Source organism: Salipaludibacillus keqinensis, assembly GCF_003226325.1.
GTDB lineage: Bacteria > Bacillota > Bacilli > Bacillales > Salisediminibacteriaceae > Salipaludibacillus > Salipaludibacillus keqinensis.
This window is the reverse complement of the sequence record NZ_PDOD01000001.1, coordinates 1,232,797-1,253,713: the sequence shown is the minus strand read 5'-3', so window position 1 is coordinate 1,253,713 and position 20,917 is coordinate 1,232,797. Positions and strand designations below refer to the sequence as shown.

The 20,917-nt window shown below is 37.7% G+C and carries 16 protein-coding genes; 2 read left to right on the top strand and 14 right to left on the bottom strand.

The window, feature by feature from the left end; translation table 11 throughout:
- Positions 1–71 precede the first annotated feature (71 nt).
- The 7 genes from opp4C to adhE all read right to left on the bottom strand — a co-directional run bounded on the left by opp4C (position 72) and on the right by adhE (position 9,509).
- Positions 72–977: an oligopeptide ABC transporter permease gene (opp4C, locus tag CR194_RS06275; RefSeq protein WP_269845697.1), complete on the bottom strand. Its 906-nt coding sequence runs from the start codon at positions 975–977 to the stop codon at positions 72–74.
- A 1-nt stretch (position 978) separates the two neighbouring features.
- Positions 979–1,944, bottom strand: a complete 966-nt coding sequence (locus tag CR194_RS06270; RefSeq protein ID WP_110608748.1) for an ABC transporter permease — start codon at positions 1,942–1,944, stop codon at positions 979–981.
- A gap of 82 nt (positions 1,945–2,026) precedes the next feature.
- Positions 2,027–3,850 (bottom strand): ABC transporter substrate-binding protein, encoded by a 1,824-nt coding sequence (locus CR194_RS06265; protein ID WP_110608747.1) that lies wholly within the window; start codon positions 3,848–3,850, stop codon positions 2,027–2,029.
- A 122-nt stretch (positions 3,851–3,972) separates the two neighbouring features.
- Positions 3,973–4,986, bottom strand: a complete 1,014-nt coding sequence (locus CR194_RS06260; protein ID WP_110608746.1) for an ABC transporter ATP-binding protein — start codon at positions 4,984–4,986, stop codon at positions 3,973–3,975.
- The gene (locus CR194_RS06255; RefSeq protein ID WP_110608745.1) at positions 4,979–5,980 is read right to left on the bottom strand and encodes an ABC transporter ATP-binding protein; all 1,002 of its coding nucleotides are present in this window, start codon (positions 5,978–5,980) and stop codon (positions 4,979–4,981) included. The genes CR194_RS06260 and CR194_RS06255 overlap by 8 nt, the downstream gene beginning before the upstream one ends.
- Before the next feature lie 111 nt (positions 5,981–6,091).
- On the bottom strand, positions 6,092–6,562 hold the full coding sequence (locus CR194_RS06250) for an Lrp/AsnC family transcriptional regulator (protein WP_110608744.1): 471 nt from the start codon (positions 6,560–6,562) through the stop codon (positions 6,092–6,094).
- A 343-nt stretch (positions 6,563–6,905) separates the two neighbouring features.
- Positions 6,906–9,509 (bottom strand): bifunctional acetaldehyde-CoA/alcohol dehydrogenase, encoded by a 2,604-nt coding sequence (adhE, locus tag CR194_RS06245; RefSeq protein ID WP_110608743.1) that lies wholly within the window; start codon positions 9,507–9,509, stop codon positions 6,906–6,908.
- 357 nt (positions 9,510–9,866) lie between these two features.
- Here adhE and CR194_RS06240 point away from each other — a divergent pair, with 357 nt between their 5' ends.
- Positions 9,867–11,405: a hypothetical protein gene (locus CR194_RS06240; protein WP_110608742.1), complete on the top strand. Its 1,539-nt coding sequence runs from the start codon at positions 9,867–9,869 to the stop codon at positions 11,403–11,405.
- Between the two features lie 89 nt (positions 11,406–11,494).
- Here the strand turns inward: CR194_RS06240 and CR194_RS06235 are convergent, their stop codons facing one another.
- Entirely contained in the window at positions 11,495–12,454 is a 960-nt protein-coding gene (locus CR194_RS06235; RefSeq protein WP_110608741.1) for a hypothetical protein, read from the bottom strand.
- A 205-nt stretch (positions 12,455–12,659) separates the two neighbouring features.
- Positions 12,660–13,904, bottom strand: a complete 1,245-nt coding sequence (locus tag CR194_RS06230; RefSeq protein WP_110608740.1) for an MFS transporter — start codon at positions 13,902–13,904, stop codon at positions 12,660–12,662.
- A 337-nt stretch (positions 13,905–14,241) separates the two neighbouring features.
- Here CR194_RS06230 and CR194_RS06225 point away from each other — a divergent pair, with 337 nt between their 5' ends.
- Positions 14,242–15,840 carry an ABC-F family ATP-binding cassette domain-containing protein gene (locus tag CR194_RS06225; protein WP_110608739.1) on the top strand — a complete coding sequence of 533 codons (1,599 nt, stop codon included), beginning with the start codon at positions 14,242–14,244 and terminating at the stop codon, positions 15,838–15,840.
- 68 nt (positions 15,841–15,908) lie between these two features.
- Here the strand turns inward: CR194_RS06225 and CR194_RS06220 are convergent, their stop codons facing one another.
- The 5 genes from CR194_RS06220 to CR194_RS20665 form a co-directional block, all read right to left on the bottom strand.
- Complete coding sequence (locus CR194_RS06220; RefSeq protein WP_110608738.1) at positions 15,909–16,754, bottom strand: thiamine pyrophosphate-dependent enzyme; 846 nt, start codon at positions 16,752–16,754, stop codon at positions 15,909–15,911.
- Positions 16,755–16,756: 2 nt separating this feature from the next.
- Positions 16,757–18,502: a 2-oxoacid:acceptor oxidoreductase subunit alpha gene (locus tag CR194_RS06215; protein ID WP_110608737.1), complete on the bottom strand. Its 1,746-nt coding sequence runs from the start codon at positions 18,500–18,502 to the stop codon at positions 16,757–16,759.
- Positions 18,503–18,778: 276 nt separating this feature from the next.
- The gene (locus CR194_RS06210) at positions 18,779–19,099 is read right to left on the bottom strand and encodes a DUF952 domain-containing protein (protein ID WP_110608736.1); all 321 of its coding nucleotides are present in this window, start codon (positions 19,097–19,099) and stop codon (positions 18,779–18,781) included.
- A 174-nt stretch (positions 19,100–19,273) separates the two neighbouring features.
- Positions 19,274–20,554 (bottom strand): isocitrate lyase, encoded by a 1,281-nt coding sequence (gene aceA, locus CR194_RS06205; protein WP_110608735.1) that lies wholly within the window; start codon positions 20,552–20,554, stop codon positions 19,274–19,276.
- A gap of 145 nt (positions 20,555–20,699) precedes the next feature.
- Complete coding sequence (locus tag CR194_RS20665; RefSeq protein ID WP_269845696.1) at positions 20,700–20,831, bottom strand: hypothetical protein; 132 nt, start codon at positions 20,829–20,831, stop codon at positions 20,700–20,702.
- Positions 20,832–20,917: the final 86 nt, after the last annotated feature.

Sequence of the window (20,917 nt, the reverse complement as noted above, 5' to 3'; positions counted from 1 at the left end):
TATACGTTTGCGATTAATATTCGTTTCATTTAAAAAAACTCGCTCCTAATTATCATTAGGAACGAGTTATTTTACATCTTACTTTTCGTATCAAATGCATCCCGCAGTCCGTCACCGATAAAGTTTATCGCTAGAACTGTCAGTAAAATGGCTAAACCAGGAGGTACCCAAGCTTCAGGGTGTTGAGTTAGCACTCGCAAACTTCTTGCTTCTGTTACCATATTCCCCCACGTCGGAGTGGGTTGAGGAATACCAAACCCGATAAAACTAAGGCCTGATTCAATGATAATTAGTGTAGCCATCATAATCGTAGCATTAACGATAATTGGACCAACAGCATTTGGCAAAAAGTGTTTGACAATAATTCTTAAATCAGAACAACCAATAGACCGCGCTCCAATTATATATTCTTTCTCCCTTAAAGATAAGAACGTTCCACGCAAAATTCTCGTAATGTTAGGCCATGTAGTTAAGGCAATGATTGTAATAAAAATACCAATCGTGACTCGGTCTAATATGGCCATTACTGTTAACACTAGTAAAAGGAAAGGGAAGATTAACATTAAGTCAGCAGCCCTCATAATGAAACTATCCACTTTACCACCATAAAATCCTGACAAGGATCCTAAAACTACTCCAATGGCTAATGTAAACAACATTGCGAAGAATCCAATTAATAGTGAAACTTGAGAACCATAAACCAGTCTTGAGAAATTATCACGGCCGGAACTATCTGTACCAAGCCAATTTTCTCCACTTGGCTTCTGCATAACATTGATTAAATCTGATTGCCTTGGATCGTGCTGAGCTAATAGCGGTGCAAATACAGCTATACTCACCATGATAATTATAATGACAATCCCTGCAACTGCCAATCGATTACGAAGGAAGCGACGCATGGCAAGTTGTAAAGGACTTTTGCTTTTTTCTACTTCTGGGGTTGGATTCGTTGACTGACTTTTTTCCAATGCGCTCACCTCAATCGTAACGTATTCTCGGATCGACTATTGCATAAAAGATATCTGCTAGTAGATTTCCGACTAAAATAGTAACTGCTAAAATCAAGTTTATCGCCATTATTACTGGATAATCTCGATTTTGTATTGAATTAAGAAACAGCGTTCCTAATCCAGGATAATTAAATACGGCTTCTGTAATAACCGCCCCACTTAATAATGTTCCAAATTCAAAACCTAGAAGAGTTATGATGGGAATCAACGCATTTCTAAGTGTGTGCTTATATAGAACAGAGCTTGGACCGAGACCTTTTGCTCGAGCTGTACGGATAAAATCGCTACCCATTACTTCAAGCATTTCCGTTCGTAAATATCGCATGTAAATAGCCGTACTAGCTAAGCCTAATGTAAAGCCAGGCAAGATTAAATGGCGAATTTTATCAATGAAATATTCAAAACCGGTGAGACCAACTGAAGAAACAGTCCCTTGTGAAGGGAACCATCCCAATTGAAAAGAAAAGAAATAAATCGCTATAAGAGCTGCGAAAAAGTTTGGTGTTGCAAGACCGAGAAAAGCAAACGTCGTTGCACTATAGTCAAGCAACGAATACGGTTTTTTAGAAGAATAGATCCCAATAGGAATGGCAACTAATATAGTAACGCCTAGTGCAAATAAAGATAAGTATAGTGTATTCATGATACGAGATGTTACCAGATCAGCTACGGAACGGCCGGTATAATGCATTGACTGACCGAAATCTCCAACTGCCACTGAACTTAACCAGTTCCAATATTGAACCGGTATCGGGTCATTTAATCCTAAAGCTTCTCTTCGCTCTTCCAATACTTCAGCTGGAATATCAGGGTCTAAAATTTCCCCACTCAATGGGTCACCAGGTGCAGCTTGTGCTAAACCATATACAACAATGGTAACCAAGAAGAGCATAGGAATAAATTGTAAAACTCTTCTAGTGATGTATTTATACATGCTATGTTCCTCCTACTCAATAAAAGGGGGCGTATGGCTGGTCTCGACCATACGCCCAACACTCATTTATCGTTAGATTGTATTATTGTTCTAACCACCATAGATGTGCATCATCTAGAATTTGGTGAGTTTTAAAAGTAATACCATGTAGATTGGCATTGTGTGCATAGATTACATTTTGAGAGTAAAGAGGGATAACAGGAAGCTGCTCTGAGAAATACTCGCTCCACTCGTTATATTTTTCTTCTCTGTAATCTTGATCAAATGCATCCGGAGCAGTGATTGCTTCTAGCATTAATTGATCAAAAGTTTCATCATCATATCGCGGATAGTTGTATGCCGCAGTTGAAAGGAAGTATCCAGATGGGTCTGGATCTCCAGAAGCTAAACTCCAACCTGCAAGGAACATATCCATTTCTGTATCATTTTCTTCGACTCTGTCAAAGTGAGCACTAGCTTCACGTGGGCTGTTCAAATTCACTTGAATACCAACTTCTTGAAGGTTTTCTTGAATGATTGGTGCAACACGTTCACGAATTTCGTTACCTGTTGGATAATCAAGATTTAATGTGAACTCTCCACCTTCTGGGTTCGTTCTGAAATCTCCATCCCACTCATATCCTGCTTCGTCCAAAATTTCATTTGCACGATCTACATCATAGTCGTATTTAATTGGAGCATCTTCATTATACGCCCATGAAGCTTCAGGGAAAGTGGCATGCATGACTTGTCCTGCACCATACATTAAACCGTCTACAAATCCTTCACGGTTAATTGCATGAGCAATGGCGCGACGTAGTTCTACATCTTGAACTTTTTCATTTGGCACCCAAGTATCCTTATCAAGAAGACTATCGTTAGGTCCGTGATGATGTTTAAATGCCATATATTGGTAACCTAAATCTTGCATTTCTAAAATTTCTACATTTTCCATAGCTTCCACATCATCAGCGTCAGCAGCTGGTACACCACCAGGACGGTTAAGCAAATGTAGTTCATCGTTTTGAAGCATACCAGTCATAATTGCTTCATCCACTACTTGCCAAACGACACTATCCAAGTAAGGTGCTCCTTGCCAATAATCTTCATAACTATCAAGAATATATTGCTCTCCTTCTTGATAATCAGTCAAGTTAAATGGACCTGTTCCAATGATTTCATCAGCAGTGTAAGCACTTGAATGCTCTGCCATTTCACCAACTGGAATATCTCCTAAGATATGTTCTGCTACAATATAGAAGCTAGTATCAGCTAATGCCTTAATATTAGGATCAGTAAAAGTAAATTGAACTGTATGATCATCAATGGCTTCAACACCTTCAAGTGTATCAGCATCTCCAGCTACGTAATCTTCGTACCCTAAAAGAGTGCTTGCATAGTTCGTTCTCACCCCACCAGCAGAAACGTAGTCAGGATCCGCAATAGATGTATAAGTGAATACTACATCATCAGCTGTAAACGGTTCACCATCATGCCATGTGACATCTTCTTCTAAGTAATAAGTTAACTCTGTAAATTCGTCATTAAATTCCCAATCATGGGCTAAGCTAGGAATAAATTCTAAATTTTCATCTTGTTTTACAAGACTTTCAAAGGTAAGATCCAAAATGTTTGCATCATACGCAGTAGTATAGAATAATGGGTTAAACTGATGGTCTGGTGCAGAGTACATACCTGCTGTGATCGTTCCACCAGATTGGGCCTCACCAGCCGGTTCATTATTCTCATTGTCATTTCCGTTGTTATTGCCGTCTTCATTTGACTCATTGTTATTTTGTTCATTAATTGCCTCTTGACCATCTGTTTCGTCATTGTCCGGGCCTTCTGCATTATTATCTCCACACGCAGCTAGTGCCATGCTTGAAGATAAAAGCAGAACGGATATGAGCCATGTACTTTTCTTCATTTCGTCAATTCCCCCTATTTTTTATTCACTTACTGATTCAAAGAAAAACATCCCTGAACGATTCCTTGCTGTTCTAGCCTCACCTCCCTAAAGTCATCTAAATGATGTGTAGCTGTTATACCTTATTCTACTTTCACCACGGGCTCTGGTTCAGTATATAAATGACAAGCTACATAATGTTCTTCTCCCATATGGGTCAATTCAGGACGTTCTACTTTACAACGGTCATGGGCTTTAGGACACCGTGTGTGAAACGCACATCCCGTAGGAGGATTAGAAGGGCTAGGTAAATCCCCTTTTAATGGAGTCTTTTCACGAACGTTAAGGACATCTGTTGAAGGTACGGCTGCAATTAAAGCTTGAGTGTAAGGGTGAAGCGGTTTGTCATACAAAGAATCTTTAGGCGCTATTTCGGCTAATCGTCCTAAATACATGACCCCTACACGATCACTGATATGTTTAACAACACTTAAGTCATGGGCAATGAATAAATAAGTGAGATCAAATTCATCTTGTAAATCTTCCATTAAATTCAATACTTGTGATTGAACGGAAACGTCTAAAGCTGAAACGGGTTCATCCCCAATAATGAACTTTGGTCTTGTCGATAAGGAGCGTGCTATACCAATTCTTTGACGCTGGCCTCCTGAAAATTCATGTGGATATTTGCCCCTTGCTTCTGGGCCTAATCCTACTTTTTCAAGAAGGTCGACAACCATTTTTTTACGATCAGGCTTAGATAACGTATTTTGAACGATCATTGGTTCTTCAATTAGTTCCCCTACACTCATTCTTGGATTAAGTGAAGCGTACGGGTCCTGAAAAACCATCTGCATATCTTTCCGGTACGGTCGAAGTTTTCCTTGCCTTAATCCAGAAATATCTTCGTTGTTATAGATGATTTCTCCATCCGTAGGATCAAGTAAACGTAAGATCGTACGACCTAGAGTAGATTTCCCAGAGCCTGACTCGCCGACAATTCCTAATGTTTCTCCTTTGTAAATCGTAAAGCTAACGTCGTCAACAGCTTTTACGTGGCCAACTGTTCGTTGCAACACTCCGCCTTTTACTGGAAAATATTTTTTTAGATTTTTAATTTCAAATAATATATCTTTTTCAACAATTTCTTTAGACATGAGTAACTCCTTTTCCGCTGCCATCGTACAATACACAGCGGACTTTATGGTTTAAGCCATCCTCAATTAAATCAGGTACAGCTTCTGTGCATTTATCCATAGCATGTTTGCATCTTGGTGCAAAACGGCAGCCTTGAGGGAAGTTATGTGCCGGTGGAACCATTCCTGGTATCGATTCAAGTCTTTCAGAATCCTGATCGATTTTTGGCATACTATTTAATAGGCCAACTGTATAAGGGTGTTTCGGTTTTACAAATAATTCTTTCACCGTGCTGGTTTCTACGATTTGACCGGCGTACATTACTGCGACTCTATCTGCAGTTTCTGCAACCACCCCCAAATCGTGGGTAATCATTAATATGGAGGATCCTGTTTTCTTTTTCATATCTAGCATAAGATCAAGAATTTGTGCCTGGATGGTCACATCTAAAGCTGTCGTTGGCTCATCCGCAATAATAAGTTTTGGAGCACATGATAATGCCATGGCAATCATAGCCCGTTGCCTCATTCCCCCTGACAATTGGTGGGGATATTCATGAAAGATATCCTCTGCTCTAGGAAATCCAACAAGTTTTAGCAGTTCGATCGTTTGTTTTTTTGCTTCTTTCTTCCCTAATTTCTTGTGTTTACGCAAAGGTTCTGAAACTTGAGTCCCAATAGTAAAAACGGGATTAAGGGAAGTCATTGGCTCTTGGAAAATCATTGCCACGTCATTTCCTCGCGTTGCAGTCATTTGCTTTTCCGATAACCCTAATAAATCTACTCCATCTAGCTCTATTGACCCTTCCACAATTTTCCCGGGTGGTGAAGGAATCAGTTGCATGATAGAAAGAGCAGTAATACTTTTTCCACTACCTGACTCTCCTACAATAGCTAGCGTTTCACCTTTATTAATATGAAAGTCTATGCCATCAACGGCTTTTGCCACTTTCTGTTTATCAATTCGAAACTGTGTTTTCAATCCTTTAACATCTAAAATTCGTTCGTTACTCATTCGTACACCTCAAATCAAAAAATATAGTGGAATTCTCTACCTTGTATGAACATTCTTCACGATCTCATTAGTTGGAAATGAAATGGATAATAAAGTTAATATTCGGATAATTTAAATGACAGTGTCATCATTTTCTGGAACGTAAGAAAATGTATCTTTGTATTGTTTCAATTCTACATTGATTTCTTCACTTTCAATTCCCTCTATACTAGCTAGCTTTTTATTTGCAAAATCCATTAACTCTTCATTGCTTTTAAAATAAGCTTGAATAATAAGATCGTGAGTTCCGGAAAAAGCCCCTACAAATCGAACTTGAGGAAATTCTTTTAATTGAGCAGCAATTTCCTCGTGTTTACCTAGTTTTGTTGAAATTCCAATAATCGCTTGAACATTCAATCCGATTTTATTGGGGTTTGTGTGAATGACAAACTCAAATACGCGATCTTTCAACATTTGGTTAATCCGGCTTCGAACCGTCCCTTCACTTACTTTTAACATCTTGGCAATCTGACTGTAAGAATAACGACCGTTATCTTGCAAATAGCCCAAGATGAGCAAATCTTTTTTGTCTAATTTTCTCATATCATCACTTCTTTTAATAAATTCGAATTAATTTAGCTTAACATTTACGATTTTTTTAGAATCTACTACATATTCTGTGTTTTTCGACAATTAATAATAACGTAAGTATAATAGATTGATTTTATAAAAACAATATAAAATTTAAAATATTTTGTAAAATTATCTACCAAGGGTTAAATAAAATGCAATAATTAAGGGGAAATGAAGAGTTTGTGTGGTATTCTACGAATAATCAGTAACATCTACTTAATTTATTTCTTTCATTAAATTAACGTTAGTTAGAGTAGGGAATTCTATAAACAAAAGGTGTGCAGAGTCTTCTGCACACCTTTTGTTAGTTATATTATACCCCTTTATAGGCCAGGCGATATATTTGAGCTAATTCAGTTACAAGAGGTAACTTAGGATTTGCGGTCGTACATTGATCTTCAAATGCGCGGTCTGCTAAATAGTCTACTTTCTCTTCAAATACTTTTTTATCAACACCGCAGGCTTCTATACTCATAGGAATATTTAGTTCTTTCGCTAATTGCGTGACAGCTAGAGCAAGACTCTCCACTCCTTCTTCAGTGGTCTTGGCTGGTAAACCTAGCATTCTAGCAATCTCAGCATACCGTTCATCAGCAATAAAATGGTTGTATTTCGGGAAAGCTGTGAACTTTCTAGGTTTCGTTGCATTATAACGAATCACGTGTGGCATTAAAATCGTATTGGCCCTTCCATGAGCAATATGGAATTCAGCTCCCAATTTGTGTGCCAAACTATGATTAATACCCAAGAATGCATTAGCAAAGGCCATACCTGCTATCGTAGAAGCGTTATGCATCTTTTCCCGCGCTAATTCATTATTTCCATTTTGATACGCTTGAGGTAGATATTCAAATACTAGCTGAATCGCTTTGATCGCTAAACCATCTGTATAATCATTTGCCATAACTGAAACATAGGCTTCAATTGCGTGAGTTAACACATCCATTCCAGTGTCTGCTGTGACAGATGGCGGAACAGATTTGACATACACAGGATCGATAATGGCCACATCAGGAGTTAACTCATAATCAGCTAACGGATATTTCACATTGTTTTCTTTATCCGTAATGACGGAAAAAGAAGTTACTTCTGAACCTGTACCAGAGGTGGTAGGGATAGCTACAAATTGAGCTTTCTTTCCTAGTTTAGGGTATTTAAATACCCGCTTTCTAATATCAAGGAATTTCTGCTTTAATCCGTGAAACTCAAGATCAGGATGCTCATAGAAAACCCACATTCCTTTTGCTGCATCCATGGCAGACCCTCCGCCTAGAGTAATGATAACGTCTGGTTCAAAAGCCTTCATCATGTCTGCTCCAGCCATTACTGTTTCAATAGAAGGATCTGGCTCTACGTTAGAAAAAATTTCGTATTGAACTTTATCTTTCCGTTTATTCAAGTAATAAAGTACTTTATCTACGTATCCCATTTTTACCATGATTTCGTCTGTTACAATCATCGCTCGGGAGATATTAGGCATTTTCTCTAAATATTGAGTTGAATTTTTCTCGAAAAACACTTTAGGTGGAACTTTAAACCACTGCATATTATTTTTTCTCATCCCTATTTTTTTAATATTTACTAAATTAATTGTACCGACATTTTGCGAAACTGAATTATGCCCGTAAGAGCCACACCCTAGCGTGAGTGATGGAATATAGCCATTATAAATGTCTCCAATAGCTCCTTGAGAAGATGGAGAGTTAGAAATGATACGACCAGCTTTCATTCTCATACCGAATTCACGAATCACTTCTTCATTGCCAGAATGAATGACAGCAGAATGACCCAGACCGCCAAATTCAAGCATCTCTTCTGCTCGTTTGAATCCTTCTTGCTGAGAGGAAACTTTGAAACAAGCTAACACCGGACTTAATTTTTCTCTTGATAGCGGTGATTCTGGCCCAACAGTTTTTAATTCAGCAATTAAGATTTTCGTCTCATTGTTTACGTCTACTCCTGCCATATTTGCAATTTTTGCTGCCGGCATACCTACGATGTTTGGATTGACAGCACAAGTATCTTCATTAATTACTAACTTTTCAACTTTCTTCCTCTCTTCGTCCGTTAGAAAATGACAATTATTATTTTTCAATTCTATTTTAGTTTCCTCATAGATATCTTTATCGATAATAACAGCTTGTTCAGAAGCGCAAATCATTCCATTGTCAAACGTCTTAGATAAAATTAAGTCGTTTACTGCTTGTTTTACGTTAGCTGTCTTTTCGATGTAACAAGGAACGTTTCCAGGTCCAACACCCAGCGCAGGCTTCCCTGTGCTATAAGCTGACTTGACCATACCAGCCCCTCCAGTTGCTAATACGACCGCTACACCAGGATGATTCATTAACTGCTGTGTCCCTTCAATAGAAGGTTTAGTTACCCATTGTATACATCCTTCAGGTGCTCCTGCTTTCAATGCTGCTTTGTACATGATTTCCGCTGCTCTTGAACTGCACTTTTGTGCAGAAGGATGAAATGCAAAGATAATAGGATTTCTTGTTTTAATTGAGATAAGAATTTTAAACATCGTTGTTGAGGTTGGATTTGTCACAGGCGTAACACCAGCAACCACTCCTACAGGTTCAGCGATTTCTACCATTTCTTCGTGTTCATTTTCATGAATAATCCCTACTGTTTTATCATACTTAATCGCATGGTAAATGTATTCAGTTGCGAAAATGTTCTTGATAATCTTATCTTCGTAAACGCCTCTTTTTGTTTCTTCCACTGCCATTTTAGCTAGTGGCATGTGTTGGTCTAACCCTGCTAGTGCCATCTCTTTAACAATGTGATCAATTTTTTGTTGGTCAAAATTTAGAAATTCTTGGTGAGCTTCTTTTCCTTTCATCACAAGGTCATTAATCATGCTTACCGTTTCATCTACTTTGCTCATTTTTTTCTCATTTACAGCCATTATAATTCCTCCTAATATATTGTGATATTATTCACAAGTTTTCTTAAAAAAATTGGCCTTTCTCTTATGTTTTGCTTTCTTGATTACAATTGTATTATATCTCGATTTGTATAAAGAGAAAATGACTATTTTGTGAAAAGTTTCACATTCACAATGTTAACGCATTCATTATGACACTTTATTGACGATTATATTTCCTTGTTGATTTAATCTTCTACTCCTGCATAACACTGTTAAATTCAGAAAAACTAGCATTAACAATATTGTAATACATTTCTGTTAAAACCTATTTACCTTCATTTCCGAATAGGATAAGATATTATCTTGTGTGACATATAATAAAGAAGGAGTTTTTCTATGGATATTGTAGATCAAATTACTAATTTACAGCTGTTAAATCAATTTTGGATTCTTTTATTTTTTCTTATACCAATGGTTATCATTTCAAGGACAGTGGTGGCTGGAACCCGGTATTCCCCTATCTTAATTATCGTCATATTCGGTTTAGCCATGGGTTACATCCTCGTTATAAGTGATGTTGCTACCCCAGGTTTAAGTGAATTTCCTTTTGTAAACTTGATGGCTAGTACAACAATTATTGCCCTTACCGTCTCATTCTTTGTTGGTGGTCAGGAATTACGTAAAATTTTAGGGAACAAAAAAGAAATTGAAGATAATATGGTTGTCCCTTCTGAAGAGGAAACGGTTCTTGGTACAACACGTACACAATTTATTTTCATCCTTCGTTCTTTCTTTTTACTACTAGGGATCGAAGGCCTAATTAGACTTATTCTCGGAACTGGTCAAGATGCTATGCTAAGTTCCTACTACCCTCTTATTGCTTACATTGGTTTAGTAGGCGCAATTATATTCATTGATAACAAAGCTCGGATCGAAAATAAACGATTGTATATTCGCAAAGGCCTTTTAGAAATCACCGGTATTGTCCTTGTTCTTTATCTTTCGTATCAAGTTGCGCAATTCATTCAACCGATGATTGCTCTTCCGCAAATCTTCTTTGCTATGATGATTGCCGCTGCCCTAGGTGCTGTGTTATACCGTTGGACGTTTGGCCCGACGATCAGAGCACTATTATTTGGAGGAATTCCAGTTGTTTTAGCCGGTAACTTTATGATTGGTGGTTCTAGGATTGGAGAAGCTTTCACGATTGATGGGATGAATGCAGTTTTAGCTTACGGATTTTTCGGTCAATTGTTATGGATGTTCGGTGGAATTGCTTTGATCATGTATTTCGCTAAAACGGCTCATGCACGAAACTTAGCTCCAGGAATGGCAGGAGCCTTGTCTCATTCGGGCTTAACGGGAGCTTGTACTGCTGGCGATTTCGGAAACACAGCTGCAAAAAGAGCACCAATTATGATTAACATCCCATTCTTTGGTCACATTTTTGTGTTTTCTATTTTAGCTATCAGCGCTGATCGCGGAAGTTTATGGTTACTTCCTTCCATTATATTAGTATCCATTGGTGTGTTATTAACAATCTTAGCTTTACGGAATTTAAGAAAAGCTAATGGAAATGACAAACGAGAAGTGAACGCATTGATGCAGTTCTCATTTGGCTGGCAAATATGTGCTGTTTTCGGAGGGCTAACTCTACTTAGTTTAAGTTCTATGCAAATGGATTATGGGGCGATGGCTCAAACAAGTGCGATCTCTCACTTTGGTTTATTTGCTGCTATTCAAGAAGGAATGTTCGGTGCTGACGCTGCATCTCTTATCCCTTTCATCTTTTCTATGCCATTCCTTGTACATCCACTCGTATTCTTTATGTTCGGGAAAGCAATGGAAAATGATGGTGAGATGCCAATTAAACCTGTTTACATCTTTTGCTTAATTGGTGTGATTGGTGTAGCTGGCGCTTTAATCTTCTTTTAAAAGTTCATAAAAAAACATTCCACTCAACTCAACTCTAGTGGAATGTTTTTTTATATAGGTAGTGAATTATCAATCGTTAATGCTCCTAATTAAACGTATTGGAACACACGCTTTTTTGATGCTTTAATCAACATGCTTAGACTTATGAGTTTCTGAATGAAGTATTCTAAATCACTCGAAGTATATTCATTCAGCCTAAAAATATGATTTTCATGCAGCCCCCATCTTTGCAAAATCAAGCTAATCCTTTGCATATCATTATCATTTATAGAATGGTCCAGGAGGGGGATTTCTGTGAATATTACACCTGTTTTCCAGTCAATACAAGATTCTAAATCCACATTAAAGGCGAATACATTTGAATCAGTTGGTTTTCTTTTCGTTTGATGTAGTTCATCCAGGTAGATCCGAATATAACGAGGCCATTTCAAAGTTTTTGAATCATATTCGTAAGACAAAACGATAGAACCTTCGTACTTCAATTCATGTCTGTAATAAAGTTGAAAATCTCGTTTTTTACAATTTTGTAAATCTTCTTCGTCTTGGCACGTTTCTTCATCTCCGACGAGAAGAGAAAAATCAAACCAACCCGTATTCAAATCTTCGTTTAGCAAACTCTCAGTGAAAAGAATCATTTGCTGATGTACCTCATCTCTCACATCTTGCTCTTCTGGAAATCCTTTTTGCATTTGTCTATCAATTCCAATGACTTCTTGCAATTTATCTTCAGTGATTTCTAGCCACCGAATTTGTAATTGGTCTAATAATTGCTTATATCTTCCAGCGATTTTCTTACTGGATAGAACATAAGACTGCGTGGAATTTTTGTAATTATTTTTAGCTAATTCATCGAAAAATTGGCCAAGCTCAACTTTAGTAATTGACTTATGAAAATAGAATAAGGTCCATTGATTCTGCAAATGATCTTCATAACGTAGTTTTGTGCTTTCTCGATCATAGGAAGTGACTGCGCTTATATATGAAAAGGCTGAATCGATCATTTCTGGATGTTTTTTCATCAGAAGTACGATGTCATGATCTTTGTACATACAAACATCCTTTCTTAAAACCTATTGATTATCATCCACTTATTCATTTAACCTCTTCCATATTTGAATAAACCTGTTTAATTTATCTAATTAAGTTTTTCAAGTGATGGCACAATAGCAAATGAAAATGCTTATTTTTAGATAAGCCTATATTGCTTAAGAAGAGTTAGGGCCTACGCCCTCTTTAAGTAGAAAGTTTAGGATATCAACTTGCTTGCTCATAAGATTTCAGGTCTGCTTCTAAAGGTTTAAGCATGATCCATCTGAAATAAATAAACGCCATAGTAAGGATCAGTGCCGATAACAGAAAAGGTAAATAATAATTTTGTGCGGCTAAGACGAAGCCTGTTAAATAAGCCCCAATGGTGGAGCCTATATTCTTTCCAATCAATCTTAAAGCTGCGTGAAGACTTCTTTCTTCGTCTCCTGTGGCTTCCATGGCTTTACCTTCTACAACGTTATTCAAGGAATTAAATCCTCCATTTCTTAAAAGAAAGAAAAAGATAAAAGCAGTTAAAGGTAAAACTAAAGCTAACAAAATAGTGGTAATAATAGATAGGAAGAACATGGCATAAGCCACTCGTTTAAGACCCCATTTTTCTAAAAGAATAGGTATGGAAAGAGCCGTTAATGAGGCGACAAAACCATTTGCGGTTAATAACCATGCGACAAGTGTATCGCTCCATTCGAATCGAAACGTTAAAATTACGTTGTAATATGGTATAAGTACTGCATGGGACATACCTGCAAATACCGAAAAGCCGACAAAAATAAGTGTATGTTTACTCGGTCGATACTGTAACATTTTTTTGAACCATGAGAGACTATGACGTTCTTTTATTTCTTTCCGAGGTCTATCTCCTTCATACGGCAGAAAAAGACGAGCAGTAGCTACAATCGTCATACTAACAGTCATCACTAAAAGTGTATTTTGATAGTGGTCGTGGTTTGTATCAATTAGCGAAGGGAGGTATCCCCCAAGTAATGTACCAAGGCCGATAAACATCGTGAAAAAGGCGAACATTAAGTTGTATGTCTGGGTTTGTTGTTTTTTGGTCTTACAATAGCGGAAGAGCAAAGGGATTTCAGTACTGATCATCATCGACATACCTAAAGATACGCTGGCTTTTCCTGTGGCAAAATGCGTAATATCTGTTCCTAAAGCCATTACAAGATGACCAATAGCAATGGCATATAAACCGGAGACTAAGACTCGTTTTCTACCGTATTTATCAGCTATGATTCCAAAAGGAATAGCCCCTAACGCTACAATCAATGTCCCCATTGCTAGGATCGTACCAATTTGAACTTCAGAAACACCATGAGAGAGCATATGTAAGTTAAACAGTAACTGGTTCAATCCAAATGCAATTCCTAAAAAAGGTTCACTTCCAAGAAATTTTCTGACGCCAGAAGGAAGTTGCCATAATTCTTTAATGTAAGTTCCCATCAATAGCCGATCCTTTCCTAACTCGCACGATACTTAGTGTTATTTATAGTATCATACTAGAAAGGTCTTCGCTTGATAGACGAATAGCCGTTGATGACCTCTAAATTAATTATTAGTTGTCATTCATTCAAAAATTGAATGTTTCTATGAATACAGTACGTAATATAAGATATTGAACCTCCTCTTTTTGGCTCAGTCTTAGTAACGTATGCACTCTTTAAAACTTTAGAAGTAAGATAATAAAAAAATATATAGTTCAAATGCTTAAGAAACTCGTAATTATGACCGATAGATGTTATAATTTTCATCGTAATTTAACGCAGAGGATGAGATAACTATGATTAATGTATCAAATGTCAGCTTACGTTTTGGAGACCAAAAGCTGTTTGAAGATGTAAATATTAAATTCACTCCAGGAAATTGTTATGGTTTGATTGGAGCGAACGGTGCGGGAAAGTCTACATTCCTTAAAATTCTATCAGGTGAACTAGATTCACAAAGTGGAAATGTCAGCTTACCTCCTGGTCATCGCATGGCCGTATTAAAACAAGATCACTTTAAATATGGTGATGAAATTGTACTTGAAGTTGTCATGATGGGTCATGAGCGATTATTCGACATCATGAAAGAAAAAGATGCTATTTATATGAAGCCTGATTTTTCAGATGAGGACGGAATGAAAGCCGCTGAATTAGAAGGTGAATTTGCCGAAATGAATGGTTATGAAGCAGAATCAGATGCCGCTGTGCTTCTTAAAGGTTTAGGGATTCATGAGTCTCTCCACAGCAAAAAAATGTCAGATCTGACAGGTGGAGAAAAAGTAAAAGTGTTGCTTGCTCAAGCACTTTTCGGTAATCCAGATGTCCTATTGTTAGACGAGCCTACCAACGGACTGGATATTGAGGCTATTCAATGGCTTGAAGAGTTCTTGATTAATTTTGATAACACCGTCATTGTAGTTTCCCACGATCGGTATTTCTTAAATAATGTATGTACACACATTGCGGATTTAGACTTTGGCAAGATCCAAATTTACGTAGGGAATTATGATTTCTGGTACGAATCAAGTCAACTTGCGCAAAAGATGGCGCAAGAGCAGAACAAAAAGAAAGAAGAAAAAATCAAAGAACTTGAAGCCTTTGTTGCCCGTTTCAGTGCGAACGCCTCGAAATCAAAACAAGCGACTTCAAGAAAAAAATTATTAGATAAGATCGAATTAGACGATATCAAGCCATCGTCAAGGAAGTACCCATATGTCGCTTTTAAACCAGAGCGTGAAATTGGAAATGATCTCTTAACTGTAGAAGGACTATCAAAAACAGTAGATGGAGAAAAATTGTTAGATAATGTAAGCTTCACGTTGAATAAAGACGATAAAGTAGCTCTAGTTGGACCTAATGAAAATGCTAAAACATTGTTAATGCAAATTCTTGCTGGTGAAGTTGAGCCAGATAGTGGGTCGTATAAATGGGGAGTAACTACTTCACAATCTTATTTCCCTAAAGATAATTCTGCATATTTTGAAGGGTGCAATTTGAGCCTAGTTGATTGGCTTCGCCAATATTCTCCTGAGGATCAAACGGAAACATTTCTTCGCGGATTTTTAGGTAGAATGCTCTTCTCAGGTGAGGAAGCAAAAAAGAAAGCCAGTGTTTTATCAGGGGGAGAAAAAGTTCGCTGCATGCTCTCTAAAATGATGTTAAGCGGTGCGAATGTATTGCTTCTTGATGAACCAACAAATCACTTGGACTTAGAATCGATTACAGCTTTAAACAATGGTTTAGTAAACTTCAAAGGGTCATTGATTTTCACTACACATGACCACCAGTTTAACCAATCTATTGCAAATCGTATTATTGAGATCCGTGATCAAGGGGTATTCGACAAAGAAATAACTTACAATGAATACCTTAAGTTAAAAACAAAAACAAAATAATTTATACGTAGGTGTCCCTCAAATCTTCAAATAGGGACACCTCTTTTTTTTCAGTTCAATTACTAATATCACTTGAATCTTTCTTGCATTAAAGTAAGTCGCTCATGGTCCATTTCACCAGATTGTACCGATTGCATATCAAAATCAATGCCCAATTTTGTTTGATAATCATCTCTAAGCTCTTCGAACAAAATACCAGTTACGAGACCATGATGTTCCCGCAAACTCTGAATGGCTGCATCTCGCGTGTGGAATGGCTCCTCAATGGATATGAGTCTTTCCTTATAATAATCATACGTATTGACCTTGTTGAAAGTGACGCAGGGGCTGAAGATGTTAACGTGGGAAAAACCCCGGTGTTCAATGGCACGTTTGATGATGTGAGTGAGTTGTTTAATATTTCCTGAATATCCTTGTGCGACAAAAGTGGCTCCATTAATTATTGAGGTACAAACGGGATCCACAGGATATTCTTTGTTTTCAGATGAAGCTGATTTCGTTACAAACCCATGTTCGCTACGGGGAGAAGTCTGTCCCTTAGTGAGCCCGTATATACTATTGTCCATCACAATATAGGACATATCAATATTTCTTCTGGAAGCGTGTACAAAATGACCTAAACCTATGCCATAGCCATCACCGTCTCCACCTGACGCAATGACCTTTAAATTCGGATTACCCATCTTTACCCCTTGGGCAATGGGAACTGAGCGCCCATGAATCGTGTGAAAGCTATTGCTACGAATGTATTCTGATACTTTACCAGAACATCCAATTCCTGATATGATAGCGAATTCATGTGGCTCATAGCCCAATTCAATCATGGATTTTTGAATCCCTGCCATAATACTAAAATGACCACATCCCGGGCACCAAGTCGGAGCGTCCCCACGCAAATCTTTCATCGTAGCCATACTCACACCACCTTCTTCATTTGCTCGAGCAATGTTTTGATCATAAAGGGATTCCCATCAAACTGAACGATAGATTCGGCCTGATTATGAATTGGTAAATGTTGTTTTAACAATATTAATAATTGGCTCGTATAATTATTTTCAATTGTAATGATCCGTTTGTTCTCAAATAGATCACTTAATTGTTCGAGGGGGAGTGGATAAAGCTGTTGAATGTGGAGATGGGCATAGGTTTCTCTTCCCTGTTCATTTAATTTAGTCATAGCCTCATTGATTGCACCGAACGTAGAGCCCATACCTACTAGTAAAATATCAACTTCTTTAGGGGAAATGCCAGTCGAACTTTGCAGCTTGAAAGGTTCTTGAATCATAGCCTCTTTCGTTTTTTCTAAACGTTTCCGCATCATTTTAATTCTTAATTCCGGATCTTCAGTGATATAGCCATCCTCCCCATGTTCATTTGAACTTGTTAAATGCAAACCGTTTTTCATCCCAACTAGTGGCCGTGGAGAAATGCCATCATCGGTAAATCGATAGCGGGAGAAAAAGTCTTCTTTATACAATTTTAGTTCCTCTTCCGTTAATAATTTCCCTCGATGAATCTCAACCCTTTTTGAATTGAACGAAGGCACTGTCATCTTGTTCATGGATAACCCTAAATCTAAAGCAACAATCACAGGGCATTGGTAATACTCTGCTAAATTAAAACTTTCTGCTGCTATATAAAATGCTTCTTCAATTGTGGATGGGTACAAGACGATTCTAGGGATTTCCCCATGAGTACCGTATATCATATGCTGCAAATCACTTTGTTCATGTTTCGTCGGAAGCCCAGTTGAAGGCCCACCTCGTTGGGAATTAACGATCACAATAGGCACTTCGCTCATCCCTGCCATCCCAATCGCTTCTGTTTTCAAACTTATTCCGGGTCCTGAAGTGCTTGTCATTGCTCTGACACCACTGTAATTTGCTCCAATAGCTAAACAAATCCCCGCTATCTCATCTTCAACTTGCATAACTGTCCCGCCCACTGCAGGAAGTTCTTTTGCAAGCCATTCCATAATTTCACTTGCTGGCGTAATTGGATAAGCACTTAAAAACCTGCATCCTGCCATCAAACTCCCAAATGCAGTAGCTTCATTTCCAGACATGAAGAGTTGATCTTTAAGGTCAGCTTTTTCTAGAGGTGAAACAAGATGTGATAGAAAATTGGTTGTTAATTCATAGCCTTTCGCCACAGCCTGAATATTGGTTCTAATGACTTCTTCTCCTTTTTTCTCGAAGATCTCTGAAATAAAATGATTTAACAACTCTTTTGGTAAATCAACAAGTGCTGAGCTAATCCCTATGGCAATCATGTTTTTCGCTAAAGGATTTCCAAGTTCAGAGGCAAGCTTTTTTAAAGGAACGGTAAAAATATCATACTGTTTTTCTTCATTTCTGATAAGATTTTCCACTGTACCTTCTTGGATAATCAAAGCACCTTTCGATAAGTTGGACTCGTTTTTTTCTAGAGACTCTTTGTCTAAGCACAAGAGAATATCAATTTCATCCCCAGCGTAATAGTTCCGTTGTATTGTAGCTTTTAATTTATAATTTGTGTGTCCTCCTTTAATACGAGACATAAACTGTTTGTAAGTTGAAACTGAATATCCATATCTAACTAAAGTGCGTGCAAATAACTCCCCTGTAGAATCAATACCCTCCCCTTGCTGACCTCCAACCATCCATTCAATCGAAGTTCTCATCTTTTCCCTCCCTTTTATATTGAAAATTGCTAATTATCTGAATTTTAACATGATGAACGTACTATGTGAAATAATTCTTATGAATTTAGATGATAGTTTTACACATACATATGAATTCTAGTTTTTCTTAAAGTGAATATAGGACCATAATGTGCGTAGTTTCTTTCATCATAGTCCACTGCTTTTACCTTTTCTTTAACTCTATTTATGTTTATTAATTTTAATACAAAAAACGCTACTCATAAAAAGAGCAGCGCTTCAAGAGAATGATAGAAGCTAAGAAGGCAATGAACGGGGTACCGGTTGATATCGTTCTGAACCAGTGATAGCGTCTATGTTTATATACCCATATATGTGTGGTGACATAATCCCAGATTCATGGACATCTTCATAGATAATCACACTTTCTAATTTATTAGTATCAATAGTTAATAAGATTAAGGGTTCACCAAAGAGCATTAGCTCGTTGACTAGGTCTTTTAATTGTCCAGGATTAGCACAAGGGATATAACCTATCTCATCAAAGTCATCTGGCCAGTACTCGTCATCTTGTTTGGCCAACTCCCATTGATTTTCAGTTAAAACGTAGTAAATCATTATGATCTCCCCCCTTCAATACAACTTGCTCGTCGTTATTTTCTATATTTATTATAACCAACTGAAATCGAAATTTGGTGTCAAACTAATGACATTTAAATATATTGCCAAATTCACGTCCATTTTATGAACACAAATATAAAACACCCTCGCTAATGCGAGGGTGTAATGAAATCATGTCGTTGTAAACTGTTCTTCTTCTGTTGATCCTTTTAGTGCTGTTGTTGAAGACGTTCCTCCCGACACAACGGTTGAAACTGCGTCAAAATAACCTGTTCCTACTTCACGTTGATGTTTCGTCGCTGAATAACCATCATTTTCACTTATAAATTCTGCTTCTTGTAGCTTTGAATACGCTGTCATACCGCTTTCAAGATATCCTTTAGCTAATTCAAACATACTATGGTTAAGGGCATGGAACCCTGCAAGAGTAACGAATTGAAATTTGTAACCCATCTTACCTAACTCTTTTTGAAACTTTGCGATAGTGACGTCATCTAGTTTCTTTTTCCAGTTAAATGACGGAGAACAATTATAAGCTAACAATTTTTCAGGATACCGTTCATGAATAGCTTCTGCAAATAGCTTCGCTTCTTCTAAATTCGGTTCAGATGTCTCACACCAAATGAGATCTGCATAAGGCGCATAGGCTAATCCACGACTAATTGCTTGATCAATTCCCGCCTTTGTCCGATAAAAACCTTCGGTAGTTCGTTCGCCATAAATAAATTCATGATCGTTTGCATCAATATCACTTGTAATTAAATTTGCAGCATTAGCGTCAGTCCGAGCAATGATGACTGTAGGTACACCTGATACATCAGCAGCTAATCTAGCAGAAATTAAATTCTTTACAGCTTGTTGGGTAGGGAGCAATACTTTCCCCCCTAAATGGCCACATTTCTTTTCGGATGAAAGTTGATCCTCGAAATGAACAGCAGCCGCGCCCGCTTCAATCATTCCTTTCATTAATTCAAATACATTCAGCTGTCCTCCGAAACCTGCTTCGGCATCTGCGATAATTGGAGCAAACCAATCTCTTTTTGCTCCTCCTTCACTATGTTCTATTTGATCGGCTCTCATCAACGCTTGATTAATTCGTTTCACAACATGAGGAACGCTATTTGCAGGATAGAGACTCTGATCTGGATACATATGCCCCGAAATATTTGCGTCTGCAGCTACTTGCCAGCCGCTCAAATAAATAGCTTTAAGCCCTGCTTTAACTTGCTGCACTGCTTGATTCCCTGTTAATGCTCCTAGAGCTGCAATATAGTCCTCTTCATGAAGCAAACTCCATAGCTTCTCGGCACCCCTTTTAGCTAATGTATGTTCTGGCTGAATAGATCCAGATAATTTGTAGACATCTTCTTCAGAATAAGGCCTTTCCACTCCTTTAAATCGCTCACTCTTCCACGTGCTGCTTAGTTGTTTAATCATCTCTTCTTTTTTCATTTAAACCCTCTCCTTTAGTTTAATCACTTTTTCATAAGCTGGAATCATCATAAATTCCTACAATTTCTCTTTCATTACTGTTAGGCCAAATCATTTCCACACGACGGTCTCCAATATCGTCTGGGATAGATACAATCTGCCAATCTTACACTCGAATATGTTTTGTTTCAGTTAAGTAATGAGGAAGCAATCCTCCACCGCTTTCAGCTTGCCTATCTTTCTTTAGTTGCAACAATTGATTTCGCTCGTCTCCATAGCGTTTAGGGAGATCTTTCAAAAAACGATCGCTCCTTTCTCAAAAGAAAATTACAATTTTTTGGAGGACGTTCCATAAAAGTAATCTTTAGCATGATGAATCATCCT

Bases quoted from the DNA above. Each gene is read 5' to 3' on its own strand.
- CR194_RS06260 (WP_110608746.1), bottom strand. From the start codon at position 4,986: ATGTCTAAAGAAATTGTTGAAAAAGATATATTATTTGAAATTAAAAAT.
- CR194_RS06210 (WP_110608736.1), bottom strand. From the start codon at position 19,099: ATGATTTACTACGTTTTAACTGAAAATCAATGGGAGTTGGCCAAACAA.
- CR194_RS06235 (WP_110608741.1), bottom strand. From the start codon at position 12,454: ATGTACAAAGATCATGACATCGTACTTCTGATGAAAAAACATCCAGAA.
- CR194_RS06265 (WP_110608747.1), bottom strand. From the start codon at position 3,850: ATGAAGAAAAGTACATGGCTCATATCCGTTCTGCTTTTATCTTCAAGC.
- aceA (WP_110608735.1), bottom strand. From the start codon at position 20,554: ATGAAAAAAGAAGAGATGATTAAACAACTAAGCAGCACGTGGAAGAGT.
- CR194_RS06230 (WP_110608740.1), bottom strand. From the start codon at position 13,904: ATGGGAACTTACATTAAAGAATTATGGCAACTTCCTTCTGGCGTCAGA.
- CR194_RS06270 (WP_110608748.1), bottom strand. From the start codon at position 1,944: ATGTATAAATACATCACTAGAAGAGTTTTACAATTTATTCCTATGCTC.
- CR194_RS06225 (WP_110608739.1), top strand. From the start codon at position 14,242: ATGATTAATGTATCAAATGTCAGCTTACGTTTTGGAGACCAAAAGCTG.
- adhE (WP_110608743.1), bottom strand. From the start codon at position 9,509: ATGGCTGTAAATGAGAAAAAAATGAGCAAAGTAGATGAAACGGTAAGC.
- CR194_RS06255 (WP_110608745.1), bottom strand. From the start codon at position 5,980: ATGAGTAACGAACGAATTTTAGATGTTAAAGGATTGAAAACACAGTTT.
- CR194_RS06215 (WP_110608737.1), bottom strand. From the start codon at position 18,502: ATGAGAACTTCGATTGAATGGATGGTTGGAGGTCAGCAAGGGGAGGGT.
- CR194_RS06250 (WP_110608744.1), bottom strand. From the start codon at position 6,562: ATGAGAAAATTAGACAAAAAAGATTTGCTCATCTTGGGCTATTTGCAA.
- CR194_RS06240 (WP_110608742.1), top strand. From the start codon at position 9,867: ATGGATATTGTAGATCAAATTACTAATTTACAGCTGTTAAATCAATTT.
- CR194_RS06220 (WP_110608738.1), bottom strand. From the start codon at position 16,754: ATGGCTACGATGAAAGATTTGCGTGGGGACGCTCCGACTTGGTGCCCG.